Here is a 19,422-nt window from a genome sequence, read left to right as displayed (position 1 = left end):
TTCAGTCCGAAGTCATTCTTTGTCGGTCGGTTCGAGTGGGACTCGGTCGACCTCCACTTCTCCATAGTCCTTCTCAGAGGAGAGGACATCCAATCCCCGCGTTTCCGCAGTCGCTGCATGAAATGCGTCGAACGGCGTCATTCCCTCGTCGTAGTAGTTAACGGCTTTCAGAACTACCTGTTTCTCTTCCTCGTTTCGTACGGGGACGAGTTCGAGCAGGTTTGCTACCAGCGGAACGTAGTCGAACTCGTAACGTTCCCGAGCGAGAAGGAGTTCGAGGTACGAGAACGGTGACGTTTCGACATCGTACTCGACGAGGGCGTCCTCTGCGGAGCTCTGTAGCCAACCGGTATCCTTTGCCAGTGCGAGCAGGAAATCTGTCTCGACATACACCGTCATCTGTCGCCACCGTCCTCCTCAGCTACGTCTTTCGCTTCCGCCTCGATATCATCTTGAATCTCCTGGACGGATGCATCGTGAAGCTCACCTGCTGCCTCACGGACAGCGGTGAGTGGATCGTCTGCGACGGGGATCAGTTCGATTCTGTCCTCGTACATGACAATGTGATACTTCTGGCCGTACTTTTCGCGCACCTCTTTTGGGATATACAGCCGTCCCTGTGCATCCGTTTCTGTTGACATAGAACGGACTTAGTTACCACAGATAAAGAGTGTTACCATCAGTGAAATCCTAATGGTTCCATAAAACCCTTTTAATAGTGGTGGAGACTGTTATCGAACTGAATACGGTCGAACAGCGCGAAAGCCGGTAGCCGGACTAGTACTCCCAGAGGCGATTGATCCGTGAGTCGATATCGGGGTTGGCCGCCCGGAGCGCGTCGACATCGGTTTCGCCGTCGACGTTGATGACGTGGACCTCACCCCGTTGCCCCCCGTACACGTCCTGAAAGTCGTAGACGACACCGAACACGTCGACGGTGTCGGGCACGTCGTCGCTGCCTCGGAGGAACTCGACTTGCCTGTCGACGTTGTACTCAACGAGTCGGTTGACGGCTGCCGCCCGCTCGATATCTTCTGGGAGGTGTTCCAGTGCCGGCTCGAGATGGGGCTTGAGAACACTGAGACAGTGATCAATGCCCGCCGGTTCGTCGAGGCCGTCCGTCAGGTCGTCATAGGTTGCCGTCACCGCTCCACAACCGGTGTGGCCGACGACGACGGCAGTTTCGGTCATCGTATGCTCGATCGGGTACAGTACGTCACCGGACACCGCCTCGCCGGATGCGGTCCGCTGAATGACTCGGTTCCCGATATTGCTACAGGTAAAGAGATGCCCCGGCTCGCTGTTGCCCCACATATGGTCCTGGAGCACCCGCGAGTCGGAGCAACAGACCGTGACAGCATCTGGCCTTTGAGAGTTCTGGACGCTGTCGAACCGGTCCCGGAACTCCACCGCGTGGTCGGCGTTTCCGACAAGTAAATCACGTAATAACTGACTCATGCGTGGGCAGATATCCCCCACGCAGTAAACTCATTGGACTTAGGCAGTGTTGGCGTCCCAACTTGGAACTGATTTCGAGAATCTATGATTCCGGAATGCGCTGGCTTCGCTGAGAGCGGGTTTTTGAAGACAGATATAGATTATTTAGCTGTAATACTACGCGAAAATCAATGAATAGACAGGTCTGGAAGGGTAACAGTATGGGGTCGGAGGGTTAGCACCTATCGAGTTACTGGTGTATTTATCTTCGATTCGGCTAATCGTACTGCTGTTGAGTTGTCTAACTATCATCGGAATCTGAGAACTCCAGTTGATCGACGAAGGCGCGACGCCGCTCTTCGAGCTTCTCCACGTCGCTGGCCTTGTCGTAGTATCGCCGGAGCGTGTCCGGGTCGCTGTTCACGCGCTCGCCAACGGCCTCGTAGGACAGGCCCGAGTTCAGTTGCCACGTGATCGAACCCGTCCGCACCTGGTGGGGCGATCGCGATGACGGGCACTGACTCGCGGTGTTGCGTTCAGTCCACTCGCAGGTCCGCGGTGACTTCCCATGCGGACACGGTCCCGCGACGCACGGCAGCGTCGCCTGATAAACCCAATTCTGAATTGTCGAGCTCGCAGGTCGGCCCTGTCGTCCGACCAGCAGCGGCCGACGACCGCCCCCGTCACGCCGCTCTTGGCGAACCTGCTCAATCCACACGTCCAACACCTGGCACGTCTCGGCCGGCAGCCCAACCGGGCGCTCGCCGTCCATCTTCTTTTTCAGCGGCGTCGTGTCCGGATGGTGGCGGAACCAGACGAGCTGGTCATCGGGCTGATAGTCCGACACATCGAGCGACCGAAGCGCACCAAGACGCGCTCCAGTGAACCACGCGAGTTCGAGCACGACGTGGTTCACGCTGGCGTACTCGACGCGAGACTCCCGATAGTGCTGAATGAGCGCCTGCGCGTCCTCAGCTTCTAACAGCGTGTCGTCAGTCTCGTCAGTCTGACTGAGCACCGGGATGTTGACCTTGTACGGCAGCATCTCGTCGACCGCCTCGATGCCGGCCGCGTACTCCAGCCAGACCTTCAACGCCGTCATCTGGCCCTTGATCGTCGTCGGAGCGAGGTCCTGCCCTTGGCGGAACAGCTTGAACTGCTCCAAATGCCAGCCTGTCACATCGCCAATACACTCGATATCCTCGCGGTCCTCCGCCCACTCCACGAACTGGCGAAGTCTCGTCTCGTAGTCGCGAAGCGTCTCAGCAGTGTAATCCAACTGCCGCGCGTCGAGGAACATCTCGTAAATCTCCCGAACCGACAACTCGCCGGGGTCCTCGACCGGTGGCTGACTCACCGCGCGACACCTCCCGATACTCGACGGTCGAAACTACCAAACCCGTGGTCTGTGTGTGTTTGCATGGGTCTCTGTTGGTGACAGCGAGCGCGGCTAGGGTCCCAAGCTGAGACGCGCTCGCTGTCGAGTGACCCATCCGGAATCGAACCGGATTTCCACCAGTGGGCCAGAACCGCCGAGTCGCTACTATCAGCCGTCGTCAGTCGCTCTTTTCAGGATCGTACCGAGTCGGCTCCGTACCGTTGTTGTGTCGAGTCGACCGCGCCTTGCGAACCCCGCGCCGTCGCGGACCCGATCCTCACAGAACGGACAGACCCGGGGCTGGTCGACACCGTCGGGCGTGAATACCTGGACATACTGGTCGGTGACTGTTGATCCGCATCCCTGGCAGGTCGGCATCTCAGACCTCGCCTCCGTAGCGACGCTGCAAGCGGTCGAGTTCATCCATCAGCTCGGACGTTTCCGAGAGCGGGAGACCGGACACCTCGGACAGAAGCCGCTGTACAGGGTCGCGCTTCGTCCGGCCGTCTTTCAGCTGGTCGACAGCGTCGAACAACGCCTCGATGTCTTGTTTGGCCACTCCAGCGTTTCGTCCGTAGATGAGGTCTCGCGCGTCGTCGTCGGTGAGACCGGTCTGTCGGAGACGTTCGAGGTCGGCGGTCAGTCTGGAAACCGTCTCGGCGGCGTTGGCCAGCGACTCCAGTTGGGCGACGAACTCGTCGGCATCCAGCGTGGTCAGATTCTCAACGACAACCTCGTCGGGCCGGTCGTCAGCGTCCTCAACGAAGAGGTGGTCCAGCGGCGTCTGGTCTTGCCCGCCGTCGGTGACGAGTTCTTCGTCGTCATCGCGTTGATCGTCGGCCGGGTCGTAGACAGTCGTCACTCGGTCCATATCGGGCGCTCGGAACAGTTTGTTCGTCCCGTCGTCAGCGTAGTAATGGCTGAACTCAGCGTCACAGTCGGGACAGATCACCACCTCACGCTTCTGGTACTCCAGATCGCCGCCGCAGTCGGGACAGACGACGAATGACCCGTCGGCGTAGTGCTTGGTTTCCGCGACTATCCGCGTGCCACCGTCGGTGACGATCTCCGCGAAGCGGTCACTACAGCACTGAAGCGCTGGGCCACGAGACCTGAAGCGAGCGCCACACACGCAGTAGTGCCAGCGGTCGTCGTCGCGCCTGCGAAGTCGCTCCGCGGCCTCGGCCCACGACTCGCCGTTGGCGACGCCGATGTCCTTGATGTCGCGCAATCCGATGCTGTCGGCACTTCCGTCGCTGTCGGTAATTTCTCTCATGCTTGCTCCAGAACGCGCTCAGTCGTCAGTGCGGCCGCGCTGTGGCCACACGAGTCGATGGTCGTCCGCTCGTCCGCGGTGAGCCCGTCGACGGGCCTGCCACAGAACGGACAGGTAACGTTTGCTTTCCAGTTAGTATCCTGTTCGTAACGCGCTGAATCGTGCGGGAGGCTTTTGTCGCCCCCGTGTGTTGCGTTCATCACGGTTGCTCCTGCAACCGACGCGACACCCGTGCTGGTGACACGGTGTCGCACTCCGTTTTCCAGAGTGCTACAACCCTGAGGGAGCGTCGCGTCGACCGTAATGTCCAAATGATTCCCCACGGGTATTAGTATTTGGGGAAATGATTGGACAGCGTGTCTATATTTATAGACAATATGGGCGATTCCGAAGAGGGTTTTAGATGGCTCTTCGGGGATGGACCTATGTCTCGGCACCGAGCAAATTGGATGACAGGCAGCGATGATGCCATCCTGGAATTTTTGAAAGACACCGGTGCCGGTCACAACTATCAGGGTATCGCAAACAATTTCGAGGATAGAGGTATCGAGATCTCGTATAAAACTATTACTCGAAGATTGCCGAAACTCGAAGGTGCAGACCTTGTCCGGATTCTTCCCGGGAAAGGGAAATATTACGCTATCACCGAGCGCGGTAAGGGATATCTTGATGGGGAAGCCGATCTCCGCGACGAGCCAGATCCATCTAAATAAGACGGCTTTATCACTCAGGCTTTTGAACCCCCAAGTGGGTAATCGGCCGTTATCACCACTCCCCAAACTCACTTCGGCCGATTCCCGTTCTCCCACCCCCCATTCCATTCTCGCTGGCCGAACGCTTATGCCGCTGATACGGCAAATACGACTATAATGGCCAGTTCGACGCGCGACGGAGATATCCACGAGGACGAGATCCGGATGTGGCCCGAGGATGACAGCTGGGCCATCACTCACATCGAAACTGGCGTCACCACGCAGGGCGACACCCGTCAAGAGGCTCTGGAGATGCTCGACAAAGCGGTTGCGCTCCACAAAGGCGAGGTCGGTCACGAGCCGACCGACGAGGAACTCCAAGAGATGGGGATCGACCCCGAGGACAACACCACGAGGGACGGCGAACTCCCCGACTTTCTGCAGTAGATGGGGCGACGTACGTTCTCCGGCAGCTAGGTCGTAAAAGTGCTCGTGAACGTCGGCGGCTTCAAGTGGCGACGGACGGCCGGCGACCACGCACAGCTCTACTACGAGCATCCGACCAACAAGGACGACCGCCGCCAGGTCACCGTCCCGCTGCACGACGAACTCCGAACGGGGACACTCCGCAACATCGCCGAGAGTGCCGGCGCGGACGACTTCGACGCGTTCTGCGAGTGGGTCGACCGCAACGCGTAGCGCCCCGCTCATGCCTCGATCTCCTCGATTCCCAGCCCTAGCAGCGACTCGACCAGCCATTCGGGCAGCTCGGGCTCGACGAGCAGGTCGTCGGTCACCACGCTGGTCGAGAGCAGCTCCGCGACGGCTTCGCCGTCGATGCCGAACTCCCAGCGTTCCTCGCGTTCGACCTCGATGCGACTGCTGTACTCAGGGTCGCTGTGGTAGATGAACGCCTTCGTCTCCTTGCCTTCGACCTTCTCGCGCTTGATTCGATCTGGTGTCTGAGTACGCGGCATATTTGCGACGATGAGATGGTATGTAAAAGGACTGGGGCGCGGATGAACGGAAATAGTTTTCAGCAAGAAACAGATAATAGGAATCCCGCTCATGCCTACGAAATACCCAAAATCAGCTGATGATCGGAAGATGATCGGAAGTGAACGGAAGCTCCGCCGTCTGGCGATTCCGGAATGAGCGGTTCTGGTGGGACTATCCTATCACAAATGGCGTGCTGAATAGAGAAGATATCTTCAGTAGTGATTTCGATCAATACCAGCTCAGTGAGAGAAGAATACACCTCAACTTACTCGATTAATTCATCAACTTGGAGGAGAGTAAAAGTTCTTTACCTCCATTACGTGAGCTTTGGTCTCAACGAAATCAAAGAGATCCTGTGAGAGCCAGATAGGCGCTCTGAATTCAGCAAAGTCTCGGTTAACTACTTCCAATAGTGAGACATCTTATGCGTGGGTATGTACACTTCACTAAGTGCGGCTATCACATCTACAATACTCCGGACCAATTTTTAGCTGCCGTCCTCTTGTCGGTCCCGAAGCTCTTCGTGGAATTGTTGATAGTAGTTTCCATCGCCGTTGAGGGTATCGCTGATATTCTCTTGGAAACGATTACTCCAAATGGCATCTGGACGGAGCCACCATCCACCACGATAATCAAACGTGTTCGTCGGGTAGTCATATCTCTCGAGGGTAGACGTATAGAATCGGGTTGTACTGGTGTCGATTTCCTCAAAATTCTCTATCAGGACATCCATTAGTTCTGGACAGACGTTTTCGGGGTCATGGAATTGGCTTATCCAGGCCCCGAATATCTTGAGTTCTTGATAGAGTTGATGTAGGGTTCGATTATTTACGGTGTCGGGGGAGGGATAGCTATCTGCGAGATTTGTATATAGCTCTACCAGTGGAGTGATGAAGGTAGCTAATGCGTCTGGATCGTCTTGGTAGAAGTAGATTAGCATCGCATAGAAATCCGTAATCCGGCGGTTGATATCGAGGTCAAGATTGTCGGATTCTTCGAGACTGTTAGTGTACTCGTGTTTTATTAGGTTGGTGAAGTTGTTGTTCAGATCGCTCAGGAGGCTTTTTTTGATGTCCTCGTCGACTGGTGATGAGTTCTCTAATGCGAAGAGGAACTGTGTGTATCCTTTGTAAATGTCTTTGTGATTGTGTTCAGGGCTTTGAAGACTGATCCGCCGAAGGAAGTCGATTAATTCGGAGAGGTAGTCGGCTATGGATCTCTGCGTGGCCGGGTCCAGTCCTTGGTGTTGCTGGAGTTCCCCTCCTACGCGGGCAGCAAACGGTTCAAGTCCGAAAAGAGCAGCATAGAGCACTTGGTTTGTGTAGAAGTCGTAGTTTTCTTTGGCCTGATTGAAGCTTTCAGCGAAATCGTCGAAAAGCATCGAGACGTCGGTATCTGGGGCGTATCCTTCAGTACAGAGCATTCTGAGGAAGGTGACGTACATCCTCTGGTATTGGAGGTGGGCGTTTTGGAGGAGATTAGCGAGGAAGCTGTCGCTGGCTGTCGCGCAGAGCCGTGCGAGGGAATCGGTTTTACCTTGGTATACCCGGTATGAGTCCAAGTCACCGTTGAGAATTGCCGTTGTACTCATTTCGCCGAGCTTTCGTAGCGCAATGTGGGCGGCTGCAGTACGGTCGAATTCGAGTGAGTCTTCAAATTGGCTTTTCAGAAGGTTAGCCCACCGAGATCCAGGAGTGCCGAGTTCACGGTCTTTAGTGATTGCGAGGCCAATATCACCGACTGTCTCGACGACGCTTTCAGAGTACTTTTGTCGTGTGTAGTCATCGAACGCTGCTGCCCCGATGAACTGGAATTGATCGTTTAGTTCATTGATGAAATCGTCGTTGACTTCAGAATCATCCGTTTCTTTGAGGTACTTTTTGACGATTTCTGTGAGAGCATCTAGACAGCTATTGACGACGTTTTGTTGGTTCTGCTCAATGGCTTGGATGCAAGTACTGACTATGAGCTGAGCATCAGTATTGAGCTTTGAGACGTAGTCTTCGTCTTGGAGGGATGTGCCGAGAAAGGTAGTCCGGTAAATTCTGTCTTGGGAGATTTGTTGTTTGAGGTCTTCTGTGATGTAGTCGATAATGTTAGAAATGTCGATGAAGTATCCTGCAAAGGCGATGAGTGCGCCAACGAGTAATGCTGTTGATATGGAAAATGCGTAGCCGATCACTGTCAGTGGTGGTCCCCAACTGAAGTAGCTCCCGGAAATGTTGAAGATTGAAGCTGTGAGGATGAAACCGATTGTCCAGAGAAAGTACTTGTCATGAAGTATGACACTGGAGAGTCTGGATGAGTATTCTTGATTCGCGTTTTGGAGTAAAAATATCACGACGAGAAAGACTAGGCTGATGATACTCAGAATTAGATTGAGCGACGATTCGAAAAAACCGTTGGAAGGGTCTTGAACGAGGATTGAAAGCGAGGTTAGGTATATACCGAGTTCGCCTAATGTGATACCGATAGCGGCAACAAGTATGACGCCGATCGCTGCCCAGAAACCCAGTTTTCCGTACTGATAAAGTGAAAACTGCGACACACGTGTCCGCAAACGGATATCAAAACGGCTTGAGATGCGGGAATTGAGTTCAGACAGGTAGGGAACATTTCGCATGATGCTATCAGCTACTTACGCCTCTGTATCCGATATTTAAAACTACTATGTACTTTGGCATGAGGACCGGTATTGAGTGATCTGATTGGACGATTAATACCTTCAACATGGGGTTAATATCTGCAGGACTCATCTATATTCCTTCTCTCGCTCTTACCTAAGAGACCACGGAGGACTCATAAGGATCAGAGAGAGTATTACATGTTCTGCTAAATGTACGCCTTGCATACAGCAGAGTGGCCGAAACCAATCACCAGTAGAGTAGTTCAACACCCCAATGAACGGAAGTCAGGCGAGTGAGCGGTACGACTTCCCGCGACCGTTCCCGTCGTCGTCGATGAGATCGTACTGTTTCAGGCTCCGCAGATACCGCCGCCGCGTCGGGCGCGCCTTCGGCGAGTCGCACTGGTCCTCGTAACGAGCGTGCAACGTCCCCGCGTCAAGCTCGCCGGCTTGGTCAATAACCCGGAATAGCAGTCGCTGGTGCGTACCAAGAGCGCGGATTTTCCGCTGTTTGACTTCGCGTTGTGCATCGTCGGCGATTTCATCGACGACTTCGACCGTCAGTTCGCGCGTCTCGTTGTTCTCGACGTAGGCGGCAGCCCGCCGCAACAGAGCGATACCATCACGAGCGTTCCCGGCCGCGATGTCTGCGATGAATTCAACTGCGGTGTCGTCGACGCGTGAGGCCACCAGACCGTGGGTCACGCGAGCGTTAAGGATATCCACCAACTCGGAGTGGCTGTACTTCTCCAGGCGGACAATGGGGGCGGCGCTGAGCCGTGAGTACACTTTCTCGTCAAGATTGGCCAGCCATTCGTCCTCGTCGGTCGTGATACAGATAATCGAGACGCCGGGAATCTCGTGGAGCACGTATAGCGGGCGTTCGTCCATCACCGAGACCTCGTCGAGGATGATGATGACCTGATCATCACACTCGCGGAGGCGGTCGACAGCTACCGAGGTCGGTGTTCCTTCGCGACGGAGATCGGCCCCGAGCCCCATGTCGCGGACAGCCTTGTGCATCACCGCGGCGGCAGTGTTGTCGCTCATGCCGTTGACGTAGGCCCAGCGGACGCCGAGGTGTTCGGCTTCGAGCTGGCCGAGCGTGTACTTCGCGACGGTCGTCTTGCCGGCCCCGCTCGGCCCGAAAATGAACACGTGGTCGCCTCGATCTAGCGTCGACGGCGTGAGTTGTGACGAAAGGTGGTCGATCTGTCCCTCGCGATGGTAGAGGTCCCGCGGCACGAACTCTGGGCGAAGCGCTCTGGCATCGGTAATCATTGCATTCCGGATGGTCAGCAGATACCGTCAAAAGGGCGGGCCATGTCCGGAGTGAAAGTGAAACTGTGTCGCTAACTCCAGATAACAACGCACTCGTTAGAAAACCCCATCGCAGGTCCAGCACCTCCCGTTCAAGCTGGCCGAGATCGAGCTTCACAATCGTGGTCTTTCCAACGCCATTAGTGCTGAACAGACATATTTCTTCGGTTCGGTCCAGCGAAGACGGTACGAGAACCGAAGAAAGGTACTTGATCTGTCCATCCCGATGGTGGGGGTCTCTTTGGACGTACTCGGGCCGGAGTACTCTGGCATCTGTAATCATCGCTTAGTATACGCATACTGAGCGGTGGTAAAAAGAGAAAACCAGCCGGAGTGAAAGTGAACGTGGGAAGCAATCGGAACTGCTTATTGAACCCAAATTCTGTCGCCACACCTCGTCGGTATGATACAAGGATGACAGAATCTCGTATGTTAGCTAACAGCGACAATCTGGTGTTGCTGCTTGACTGCTATTCCAATCTGCTTTGCAAGCCGGGGGGGAACTGCGTTTCCAACCTGACTGTACTGGGGAACAGTATCCTTCCGTCGCTTACCTCCCGTCGTTCTGGGCCCTTTGAACTCAAATTTATCAGGGAAAGACTGTAATCGGGCAAGTTCACGTACAGTCGGGATGCGAGGCCATTGGTAGTGGACGAAATCATCAGGAAGCGTGGTGACAGTCGGTGCTGGCTCAAGGGGATCCCATCTTTGAAGTGAGTGTTTCTTTGTTTGGTACTCCGCTGGAAGGTCCTCTCCAGTTTCTCCTGGCGATAATTGTTTGAAGCGTTCACGAACTCGTTCCGTATGGTTTGTTGCTTTATGATTTGCAAGCCCTTCGTTCGAGTCTCTCTGCATTTCTTCTTGATATTCTGTGAGTGGTGCCAGCTTATAATCGTCAGCTTCTTCACCGTAACGAAGGAATGCGAGGTCGCCAATCGCGTCTTCTGTGGTAACCCAAGGCTCCGCCGCTGAATCGGGAACCTCCTCAGGATCAGTTGCCGGATTGTAATGCGTAGGTGAGGGTGGATCAACCCGTCCGGACTTTGATGCTAAAAAGAATACCCGTTCTCTATGCTGTGGGGCACCATAATCAGCCGCATTAAGAACACACGGTTTGGACGGGATCTCGTATCCTTCGCTCCGGAATGCCCTCACAATTCGATCTCGATATTCTCCATCACGCATCGAGAGTATCCCTTTAACATTCTCCATGACGACGATTTCTGGATCAATATATGAAACAATATTTATATAATTGGCAACAAGCGAGTTTTTAGGGTTGTCTGGGTCCATTTTGCCAGCCGTGGAGAATCCTTTACAGGGAGGCCCCCCGATCACGATATCAATATCGGAAGGGTTGATCGCAGCACGTTCAACTAGCACCTCTGGTGACACTTTCTTCATGTCCGCCTCGACCGTGTTTATATCTCCGAAATTATGTGAATATGTTTCAAGAGCCGATTCACTACGGTCGATTGCTGCCGCGATATTAAACCCAGCTTCCCGAAAACCGAGAGAGAATCCGCCTGCCCCAGCAAACAAGTCGATACAAGTAAGTGACTTTGTCATCCTGAAGTTTATAACAAATCCACCAGGTAAAACAGTTTCGGGACGATTAGCTAATTCCCTTCTAGTTTGATATTTAGGGGAGAGACCCTACTTACCGGTACAAACGGGAATCAGGGAAAATCAACTTTTTCAGTATCATCATACGTACTTATTTCTGCCTTATCTTCTAAGTATTCTCGGAAGAAACTCTGTGCTTGCTGGTCACGGAAATTTAGATTGAATGATCGTGTGAGAACTTCCTTTTCCTCGCCTTTTTCAAGTTCGGTATCAATCTCGATGGCTTCAGCAATCCGGCGGATATCGGCCACAAGATCCATAACAGTGACCTTTTCTTTCCCTTCTGCAAGGCGCAATCCACGGCCCAGTTGCTGGAGGAATATCCGGCGGCTGTGTGTGACCCGGAGGAATACGATGATGTCAACTTCAGGGATGTCAACCCCCTCATTCAGCATATTGACAGCGGTGAGGATCTCAAGGTCGCCACGACGGAACGACCGGAGTCGGCGCTGTGCACCTCGGTCTTTGAGACCACTATGAAGGGGGCGTGCCCCAAACCCACGTTCTCGGAATGCTGCTGCCATTCGCTTAGCATGGTCAATCGAGGCACAATACACAATTGCACGACCAGTATCGCTATCTCTCCAGACATCTTGGAATTCATCGATAATTTCGTCGTCTCGCTCTTCTATAAAGAGATTCTTGTTGAGGTCAGTGATTGTGTAGTCCTTGTTAGAGACTTCATGCATATGTTCCCAATCAATATTGTCGCAGTAAAGACGGTAGTCTACATCAGTAAGATAACCTTTCCGCAGGGCTTCTATCACACCAATCGTAAGCGACTCACGTACTGGACCGAACAGTTCTTCCATGGATTTGTCATCTTCCCGCCAGGGAGTCGCAGTAAGTCCCAGAAGAAAGTCTGGCTCTGTCTTCTCTAAGACGCGCTGGTACGAGTCAGCGGGGGCGTGATGAGCTTCGTCAACGACAACAATATCATATTCTTCGGCACGCGCTTGGTTAAACCTGTCAGGGTTGTCCAGTGACTGGAACGTCCCTATGTCGATACCAGCACGGTATGCTGGAGATTCAGACCCATACCAGAGATGAGTGCTGACTTCCTTCGGGAGGTGTGCCCAAAGCGATTCCTCGAATTGCCGAATAAGAGGCTTTTGATCAGCGAGTACAAGAATCCGAAGGTCGGGGTCCCCATCAAGTATACGGCTAAGAAACCTACCGGCAACGAAGGTCTTTCCAAGTCCAGTCGCAAGAGAGAGCAATGCATGATCTTCCCCGTCGTAATATAGCTGAAGTAACTTGCTGATCGGGATTTTTTGATATTCTCGGGGCTCGAAATCTGTCTCTGGCCATCGCGGGAGCTCTTTATACCGGTCCAGTAGGTCAGCCCCTTCTAACTTCCCAATATCGTATCCCTCATGATTGAGTGTTTTGCGGTAATCGTTTGCAGAACCGGAGAGCCTTGTGTTCGTTACGCAAACACCTTGCTCGATGTCATAGAACTCCATTGCACGCTTTACATCTCGCACGATCTTTTTTCCGGCTGTATGCTCGACGCTGGATTTGAACTTGACCTGTGCGACGACATCTCGTTCATCACTCGAGATAATGACATCTGCCCCATGGTCACCGGGTCCACCCACTATCGCTACATGGGGCCATCCTTTGTGCACAAAGAGTCGGCCGACGGCCCTCTCAACGGCACGCCAAGACCCTTCTTCGAGCCGGTGTTTCGACAGGAAACCCTTAGCTGATGGCATCAATCGTGTACCGGGGTTTTCGTATCGAGGAGTCTGATACTTGCAGCTGCTCTCTCAACCAGTGTTTGGCGGCTGGGATCTGCTCCCTCTACTTCAAATTCGAGGCCCTCGTCTGCAAGTAACTGTGCATCCCGGAGGTAACCGATGAAATCGTCAACGGCTTCTTGTTTGAGTTCGCTGGACGGCAAGTTGTAGTATTCTCGGTTCCACACTTCACCATCGAAGAATTCGCCGGGATTGTTCCTAAAGTACCGGACTAGTTCGCGGTGAGAGGCATACTGGAGATACCTTGTCGACTGGAATAAATCCTCCAACTCGCCAGAAGGAGCCTCATCACTAAGATACCTTCGAGTGGCCTCTTCCTGAGCGTCCTCGGGGACATTGTATTCACCCAGCTCGAATTCCTTTACTGCGATTGCCTGCTTAATCCGTCCGAGTACTTGGGTCGCTTGCTTTGCGAGTTCACTTGTCGATTGTTGCTCGTCATGGCAATATTTAGATAAGAGAGCGGCGTAAATCCGGCTTTGTGTCCATCCTCCAGGATCATCACGGAGACTCAATAGCGTACTGGCGACCTCCATTAGGACTGAATCGATCGGACTATGTCCAAACCCGTCGTATAATTCGTGTTCAGGGTCGTAGGTGATCTTACGACTTCTCATCCCGGCATATTCGACTCTCAAGGGCTCACCATTCAGATCACCACTTGTAACCCGGAAGACCGTGACCTCAATATCAGGTTCGTCTAATTCATCAAGTCCATACTGACCGGATATCTCATCTTCTTCCTCCGTCTCGAAGGTTGGCTCCCCACTCTCCTCTCCTGTTTCATCGTCTTCCGCAGTTTCTTCCTGCTCCTGTTCTGTCTGTCCATCCTCACTACCGCTGCCCGCTTCTTCCTGTCCCTCCAGTATATCTCCACTATCGCTGCCCGCTTCTTCCTGTCCCCCCAATGTATCTCCACCATCGCTGCCCTCGGGATCAATATTAAACCCGCCTGATCCACCATCATCGGTGGAATCGTTCACGCCATCCCTGTTCGAGGAGTTATCTGCAAAGGGGTTTCCTGAACTTCGCTTGGCAGTTTCAGCACGCTCGACAGCTTCCCACCACTTACTGTCGTCCCGATATTCCGGGTTTCCTTCCCAGAACTTCTCAGCCCACCGGCTCGGCTCAGCGTTAATCGCTTTCACCGATCCATCATCCAGCACTTCCCCTGGGACAAGCCGCTTTTTGCCTGCTTCATTTCCAGTTCGATAGCCCTTGAAGAGCCTCCCGAGAGGCGACCGGTTCGGCTCATGCCCGTGTTCACGGGCATATGTGGGTCGGAACGCGGCCTTACCACGGATCTCCTCGCGAACCTTTTGCCACCGATCATTTCCTTTCCGAAACCCGTCTTTCACGTTGGTGACTGGCACGAAATCAATGTGGAGTTCACCCACAATCCGGCCACCCCAGTGTTCCGTGTCGATCGGGTATTCTTTTTCGACTTCTCCGGTCTCGGGATTTTCCCAGTAGAACAACGACTTGTCTAGCTCTTCGATTACCCTTCCATTTCGGATCAGGTCAATCCCGTAGTGACTCTGGTCGAAGAAGCGTTGGATCCCGACCCATCCCCACACACGCTGCTCACGATGGACGATGTCGCCTCCATCGTCACACGTCGGGCATAGGTAAACAGATCCGTTATCGTCTTCCTCCTGACGGAGTAATCGTTCTTCCCACCATGACCAGCACCCCTTGCAGTAGTATCCCTCCCCAACTTTCCGATCAATATCTATGACTGCCGGGAATTCTTCGCCGTCAACCTCGACGCTGCGCTCTTCTGACCAGATACAGTGGGGGCGGGGCTGGATATGTTCACGATTAAATCGTATCTCGACGTTGTTGTTCTCCAAAACCGAGGTATACATCCGGCCGAGACCGGACTTAAGATTCTGTTTCCTCCGGAGAGTCCGAGCGAATTCTTCCAATTGTCCGATGACAATCTTCGTCCCGTGATCTCCCGAGTTCATTTTTTCTTCGAATTCAACATCCACATCATAGCTATTCTCGGCGACGAGTTCCCTGAGGTCGATAGTAGCGACCGCCCAGTAGTCATCTCCAGCACGAGTCGTTTTCACCGTAGTTTTGCTTCCGAGCCGGGCGGTCGCAATATTGAACCCGACTCCGAAGAGCCCCATGTTTCCCATGGGGTCTTTCCCTGAGTATCCGGCTTTGAGGTTATATTCCAGATCTTCCGGGGACATACCCGGACCATTATCCCAGATTACTACCTCGGCGTTTTCGTAGTTGTCGTCATATTCGTGGATCGTTGGTGTCTCTATCTCGATCCGGAGAGCTTCGCCTCCGGCATCCTCTGGTGTCTGTCCGGGAGTTCCGTCAACCCCCTCGTCAAGAGCGTTGTCAATAAATTCCGCAAAGCATCGCTTTGGCGGGAGGTCAACCTCTCCCAACATCTGCAGGATACGAGGTGTGGGTGTAATATCGATCGTGATATCGTCTTGGCTCGCCATGATGTAATACCGAACACTGCCAGTCATAAAAATCGAATGGAAGACCTCTTTTCTATGCAAGAAATGATAATGCATCAATTGTCGGGCGAGTTCGTTGGCCTACTGATCTTTCATCAAAGAGGGTAACCGGTTCTGAAAAAGTTCGGTATACGAGATCACGCTTTCTTTGCCAGAGTGTTGGTTTTGTTTGACAGCATTGAATACAACGAGTGTGAATCCCTCATTGGCGATTTCAGTGACTTTCTGGTCAGTCACATTACTCCGCCTCGATGATGTGAAAATGCTGTTCCCGGCTCCGGTCACAATGAACCGTGGTACATCGTCATCGTTAATGCTCCCATCGGTGAGCGATTGACGGAACCTGTCTCTTAGTGTCGTTAGATAGGAGATGTAAACGGGAGCTTCCTGACCAGTCTCTTCACGGTACAACTGGTAGAGATATCCATTACCAGCATTCTGGAGCGATTCGATTGTGTATCCTGCTTTCTCGAGCAGATTTTCCACGTGACTACGGAGCGAACTCCCGGCCCGCTTCCGTCGAGATTGTTGTGCGGACACGCTAATTGCGTCCATCGCGGGATATAACAGCGGCAATATCTCAGTAAACGCTTCCTCAAAGTCATCAGTGGACTCGTAAATTTCCTCGAGTTCTGTGAATAAGTCCTGCAATCGCGGGTATTCGGTAAAATGGCCTCCCCCAGTGCTACCAGTTTTAAATGACTGTAACGATATCTGCCCTGTGTCGTACTTTTGTTGCAAGAACACGACCAGAGCCTCACGATAGACGCGCTGCTCGCGTTCGGTATAGATTTCTTGCTCAAGCTCGAGAAGCCGTTCTAGCACTTGATCCGCCTGTTGATCAATCACGTCCGGATTCAGTGAGCCATGTCGCTTCTCATATTTGTCGAGAGCTGCCTCTGTAAGGATAGTTGAATCCGGAAGCCGGTCTGCTTTCACTTCCTCAAGAAATCCTGAACCCTGTAGTTCGTTTGCGATTTCGTCACTTAGATTCATTGTAACATATTCAGATGTATGGGATTCTTCGAGCCGGTTTCGTTCTGGCTGCAACCGTTATGTTCTTTTGGGACCGTATGGTTCTTCAGGGTAATGACTTCCGGACTGACCTGTGTCGATTTATTCTGCGGGGCGGGCGGATTCAGTCTGGGATTTTTTAATGCTGGATTTGACATAGTGGCGGCAACCGATTATCAGGAGAGCGCCAGACGTACGTATACTCATAATATTGATTCACCATTCTTGCAAGCAGATATTGCTGATTTGGCTGGCGATATCGGGCCACTCAGGGACCGTGGCAATTTCGGTGACGAAATAGTTGATGTCGTGGTTGGAGGGCCTCCATGCAAGGGTTTCAGTACTGCCGGCGTGTACAATCCGGAGGATCCCCGCTCATCGCTTTTGCATCATTATATTAGGGTGGTTAAACATCTCCAGCCGCGTGCAATAGTCGTTGAAAACGTTCCTGGTGCGAAAGGGCTGAAGAATGGTGCGTACGTTGATGCCCTGCTAAAAAACGCTCGCGAACTTGGGTATAAGACAAGAATGCTAGAGTTGAATGCTGCCGACTACGGGGTACCACAGCTCCGAAACCGACTTATTTTTGTGGGCTACAGAGATGACTCCCCAGTTTCCCCTCCAGTTCCAACGCATACCGGCGATGCACGCCAGAAACGCCTCGGTGAGGCATCTATTAATAAGGAGCACGTGACTGTCGCCGAGGCAATCAGTGATCTATCGTTCCTTAGCTCTGGCGAGGAGAGTTCTGACTACGAATTGCCCCCGCAAAGCGAGTACCAAGAGCAAATGCGGCGTTATCATGACGGGCCCTTATTCAATCACAAGGCAACAGACCACAGTGATACCGTTCAAGAACGATTCCGGACGTTAGAGGAGGGTGAGGGAATAGACGATCTACCGCCTCGCCTCCAGACAAATAAGCACTCTATGAGGAAGTATGATCGAACGGAGCCGGCCCACACGGTGACAACCCTCCCTGAGGATTTCGTGCATTACGAGCAACCTCGTATCCCAACAGTCAGGGAACTGGCCCGGCTCCAGTCATTCCCAGATTGGTTCGAGTTCAAGGGCCCACGAACAACTGGTGGTTCACGACGGATCGATTCACTCCCGCAGTACTCGCAGGTCGGGAACGCTGTTCCGCCGTTGATGGCTGAGGCAATAGGACGGCACGTAAAGGCGACTCTGACAGGACAGGATCCCAAAGCGGCCGCTGAAGCGCGACTCAATCGCTCTTGAGCGCCTATCACTCGGTAGCCAGCCGCCACGACATCGGTAAACCGTCGTGGCTTACTACATATTCCGATATTAGACGAAATAACGCTTCGTATAACAGACCGTTACAGACGTTTAATTACATCTCCCTTACTCTATGGAACGATCTAACCAAATAATGATATTACCCTTGACAACGAATCCTCCATGGATTGGTGGCGAGTCGGGCAAGTACTCAGCTATTAGCACCCTCAGGTTAGGTCAAAACCCAATTTCGCTGGAGTCAGATGAGATATCGATTCCACGGATTCTACCTCTGTCTCAACGCCGTCTGTACAGAGCAGGCCAGTGACATTGATATCGCTCGTGTCATTGCCAAAGAGATACTGTTGGTTCTCCCGAGCAAAGTAGAGATATTCAAAGAGTTCCCGAAGGCCGGTTGAAAAGGTACTTTGGATTCGAGTGTACTTCACCTCGCCAATAATAACGTCAGTCAGTATACCGCGATCTTGCTCATCTTTATTAAGACTATATTGTAGTATCAGAAAATCAGGTCGGCCGCTGTAGAAACTCCCTGCAGTGTCTGCATCCAGGAACGTATCGACGGCACGTTCATGGGCATCAAGCGCTTCGGCGTGTCGCCGTACCATCTCAGGAATCTTCGGCGACTGCAGTTCCTTGGGTGAAGGGTAGGATTCAAAAAACTCGAGCGGACCCGACTGATCATAGTACACCTCAATCCGCCGTTCGTCATCCTTGAGACGCGCCAGAACATCCGTCCCAGTATCTATACGCCGCAACTCAAGCTCTGGATGCCGACGCCGGAGTCGCCGAATCACACCAAACACACAGAACAGTTCGAAAACCTTGTGATCCGCAGAGGGGGCGATAAGCGTTTCCGAGAGAAGCTCCCGGACACGCTCATTCTCAAATCTGTTGTTGAGGAGATCATCGTAGAGCCGATAAAGTCGGTGGCTCTCGGTGTAGAGTCGATGTCGTGATCGACGTGCTGTCGTGAGATCACGCTCAGATAGCGAAATTCGCTCAGGTTCGGGTAGCGCATCGAGATGAATATTCTGCGCGAGGAGCTGTTGCAGATCGACGATATCTTGATCATTCCACATCGAGCGCCACTCTTGATCGATCGCCTCAACATCATTCGTCAGTGGTTCGGCAATTACGGCAAGCAACTTCTTCACAACCCGATTCTCAGGGATGTCATAGGCGACTTCCGAATCGCGAACAACGAACAGGGTGGGATCGTTGTATCCCGCAGCCGCTCTCGCTTGTCGCGTCTCACGCCAGTCGATCGATCCCCGTATCTCCCCTCGAACCGTCTCGGTCTGTTCCCGAGTTACTGACTTGATTCGTCGGATCCATTCAGGAATGCGGTCAACATAGTTGACGACATCAGGAGCGAGTACGAAATGCAGCTTTTTTAACTGGTCAAAGTTCTCAATGTTCAACCCCTCATAGTCAAATGTATCTGCGTACTTCTCATGGTTGATCGTCCCCGCGCCGAGGTACGTGATGAGTTCTTGTCTAATCGCTTTCCTGAGCGTCGAAACGCTTGTTTTCGACATT

Annotated in this window: 18 protein-coding genes and 1 pseudogene; 4 read left to right on the top strand and 15 right to left on the bottom strand. The window is 53.0% G+C overall.

Annotated features, from left to right (window positions below):
• Positions 1-12: 12 nt before the first annotated feature.
• From IEY38_RS08530 to IEY38_RS08500, 7 genes and pseudogenes are all read right to left on the bottom strand, one after another.
• A complete protein-coding gene (locus IEY38_RS08530; protein ID WP_188976992.1) occupies positions 13-399 on the bottom strand; it encodes a PIN domain-containing protein in 387 nt (128 codons plus the stop codon).
• Positions 396-641: an AbrB/MazE/SpoVT family DNA-binding domain-containing protein gene (locus IEY38_RS08525; protein ID WP_188976991.1), complete on the bottom strand. Its 246-nt coding sequence runs from the start codon at positions 639-641 to the stop codon at positions 396-398. Before IEY38_RS08525 ends, IEY38_RS08530 begins: the two co-directional genes overlap by 4 nt.
• Before the next feature lie 136 nt (positions 642-777).
• A complete protein-coding gene (locus IEY38_RS08520) occupies positions 778-1,458 on the bottom strand; it encodes a carbonic anhydrase (RefSeq protein ID WP_188976989.1) in 681 nt (226 codons plus the stop codon).
• A 280-nt stretch (positions 1,459-1,738) separates the two neighbouring features.
• Positions 1,739-2,794 (bottom strand): tyrosine-type recombinase/integrase, encoded by a 1,056-nt coding sequence (locus IEY38_RS08515; RefSeq protein ID WP_229775252.1) that lies wholly within the window; start codon positions 2,792-2,794, stop codon positions 1,739-1,741.
• 247 nt (positions 2,795-3,041) lie between these two features.
• Positions 3,042-3,193 (bottom strand): annotated as a pseudogene (locus IEY38_RS08510) (DUF7563 family protein); the annotation flags it as partial.
• A 1-nt stretch (position 3,194) separates the two neighbouring features.
• Positions 3,195-4,091 carry a hypothetical protein gene (locus IEY38_RS08505; RefSeq protein ID WP_188976987.1) on the bottom strand — a complete coding sequence of 299 codons (897 nt, stop codon included), beginning with the start codon at positions 4,089-4,091 and terminating at the stop codon, positions 3,195-3,197.
• Positions 4,088-4,291, bottom strand: coding sequence for a hypothetical protein (locus tag IEY38_RS08500; protein ID WP_188976985.1), 204 nt, complete (start codon positions 4,289-4,291; stop codon positions 4,088-4,090). The genes IEY38_RS08505 and IEY38_RS08500 overlap by 4 nt, the downstream gene beginning before the upstream one ends.
• A gap of 249 nt (positions 4,292-4,540) precedes the next feature.
• Between IEY38_RS08500 and IEY38_RS08495 the strand changes: the two genes are divergently transcribed.
• From IEY38_RS08495 to IEY38_RS08485, 3 genes are all read left to right on the top strand, one after another.
• Entirely contained in the window at positions 4,541-4,804 is a 264-nt protein-coding gene (locus tag IEY38_RS08495) for a winged-helix domain-containing protein (RefSeq protein ID WP_188976984.1), read from the top strand.
• Positions 4,805-4,960: 156 nt separating this feature from the next.
• Positions 4,961-5,230 (top strand): type II toxin-antitoxin system HicB family antitoxin, encoded by a 270-nt coding sequence (locus IEY38_RS08490; protein ID WP_188976982.1) that lies wholly within the window; start codon positions 4,961-4,963, stop codon positions 5,228-5,230.
• A 39-nt stretch (positions 5,231-5,269) separates the two neighbouring features.
• Positions 5,270-5,482: a type II toxin-antitoxin system HicA family toxin gene (locus tag IEY38_RS08485; protein WP_229775251.1), complete on the top strand. Its 213-nt coding sequence runs from the start codon at positions 5,270-5,272 to the stop codon at positions 5,480-5,482.
• Positions 5,483-5,490: 8 nt separating this feature from the next.
• Here IEY38_RS08485 and IEY38_RS08480 read toward each other — a convergent pair whose 3' ends face one another.
• From IEY38_RS08480 to IEY38_RS08450, 7 genes are all read right to left on the bottom strand, one after another.
• Positions 5,491-5,760: a hypothetical protein gene (locus tag IEY38_RS08480; RefSeq protein ID WP_188976980.1), complete on the bottom strand. Its 270-nt coding sequence runs from the start codon at positions 5,758-5,760 to the stop codon at positions 5,491-5,493.
• 509 nt (positions 5,761-6,269) lie between these two features.
• The gene (locus IEY38_RS08475; protein ID WP_188976978.1) at positions 6,270-8,330 is read right to left on the bottom strand and encodes a DUF2254 domain-containing protein; all 2,061 of its coding nucleotides are present in this window, start codon (positions 8,328-8,330) and stop codon (positions 6,270-6,272) included.
• Between the two features lie 363 nt (positions 8,331-8,693).
• Positions 8,694-9,689 (bottom strand): Cdc6/Cdc18 family protein, encoded by a 996-nt coding sequence (locus IEY38_RS08470; protein ID WP_188976976.1) that lies wholly within the window; start codon positions 9,687-9,689, stop codon positions 8,694-8,696.
• A 471-nt stretch (positions 9,690-10,160) separates the two neighbouring features.
• Entirely contained in the window at positions 10,161-11,297 is a 1,137-nt protein-coding gene (locus IEY38_RS08465) for a DNA cytosine methyltransferase (protein ID WP_188976974.1), read from the bottom strand.
• 110 nt (positions 11,298-11,407) lie between these two features.
• On the bottom strand, positions 11,408-13,072 hold the full coding sequence (locus IEY38_RS08460) for a DEAD/DEAH box helicase family protein (RefSeq protein WP_188976971.1): 1,665 nt from the start codon (positions 13,070-13,072) through the stop codon (positions 11,408-11,410).
• Complete coding sequence (locus IEY38_RS08455) at positions 13,072-15,588, bottom strand: ATP-binding protein (protein ID WP_188976969.1); 2,517 nt, start codon at positions 15,586-15,588, stop codon at positions 13,072-13,074. Before IEY38_RS08455 ends, IEY38_RS08460 begins: the two co-directional genes overlap by 1 nt.
• Positions 15,589-15,687: 99 nt before the next feature.
• Positions 15,688-16,602, bottom strand: coding sequence for a PDDEXK family nuclease (locus IEY38_RS08450; protein ID WP_188976967.1), 915 nt, complete (start codon positions 16,600-16,602; stop codon positions 15,688-15,690).
• A 93-nt stretch (positions 16,603-16,695) separates the two neighbouring features.
• On the opposite strand from IEY38_RS08450, the gene IEY38_RS08445 reads away from it, so the two are divergent.
• Positions 16,696-17,862, top strand: a complete 1,167-nt coding sequence (locus tag IEY38_RS08445) for a DNA cytosine methyltransferase (RefSeq protein ID WP_188976965.1) — start codon at positions 16,696-16,698, stop codon at positions 17,860-17,862.
• Between the two features lie 227 nt (positions 17,863-18,089).
• Here IEY38_RS08445 and IEY38_RS08440 read toward each other — a convergent pair whose 3' ends face one another.
• The gene (locus IEY38_RS08440) at positions 18,090-19,421 is read right to left on the bottom strand and encodes a hypothetical protein (RefSeq protein ID WP_188976962.1); all 1,332 of its coding nucleotides are present in this window, start codon (positions 19,419-19,421) and stop codon (positions 18,090-18,092) included.
• Position 19,422: the final 1 nt, after the last annotated feature.

It is taken from the genome of Haloarcula sebkhae (assembly GCF_014647415.1).
GTDB classification, from domain to species: Archaea; Halobacteriota; Halobacteria; order Halobacteriales; family Haloarculaceae; genus Haloarcula; species Haloarcula sebkhae.
This window is presented reverse-complemented; position numbering and strand designations above follow the sequence as displayed.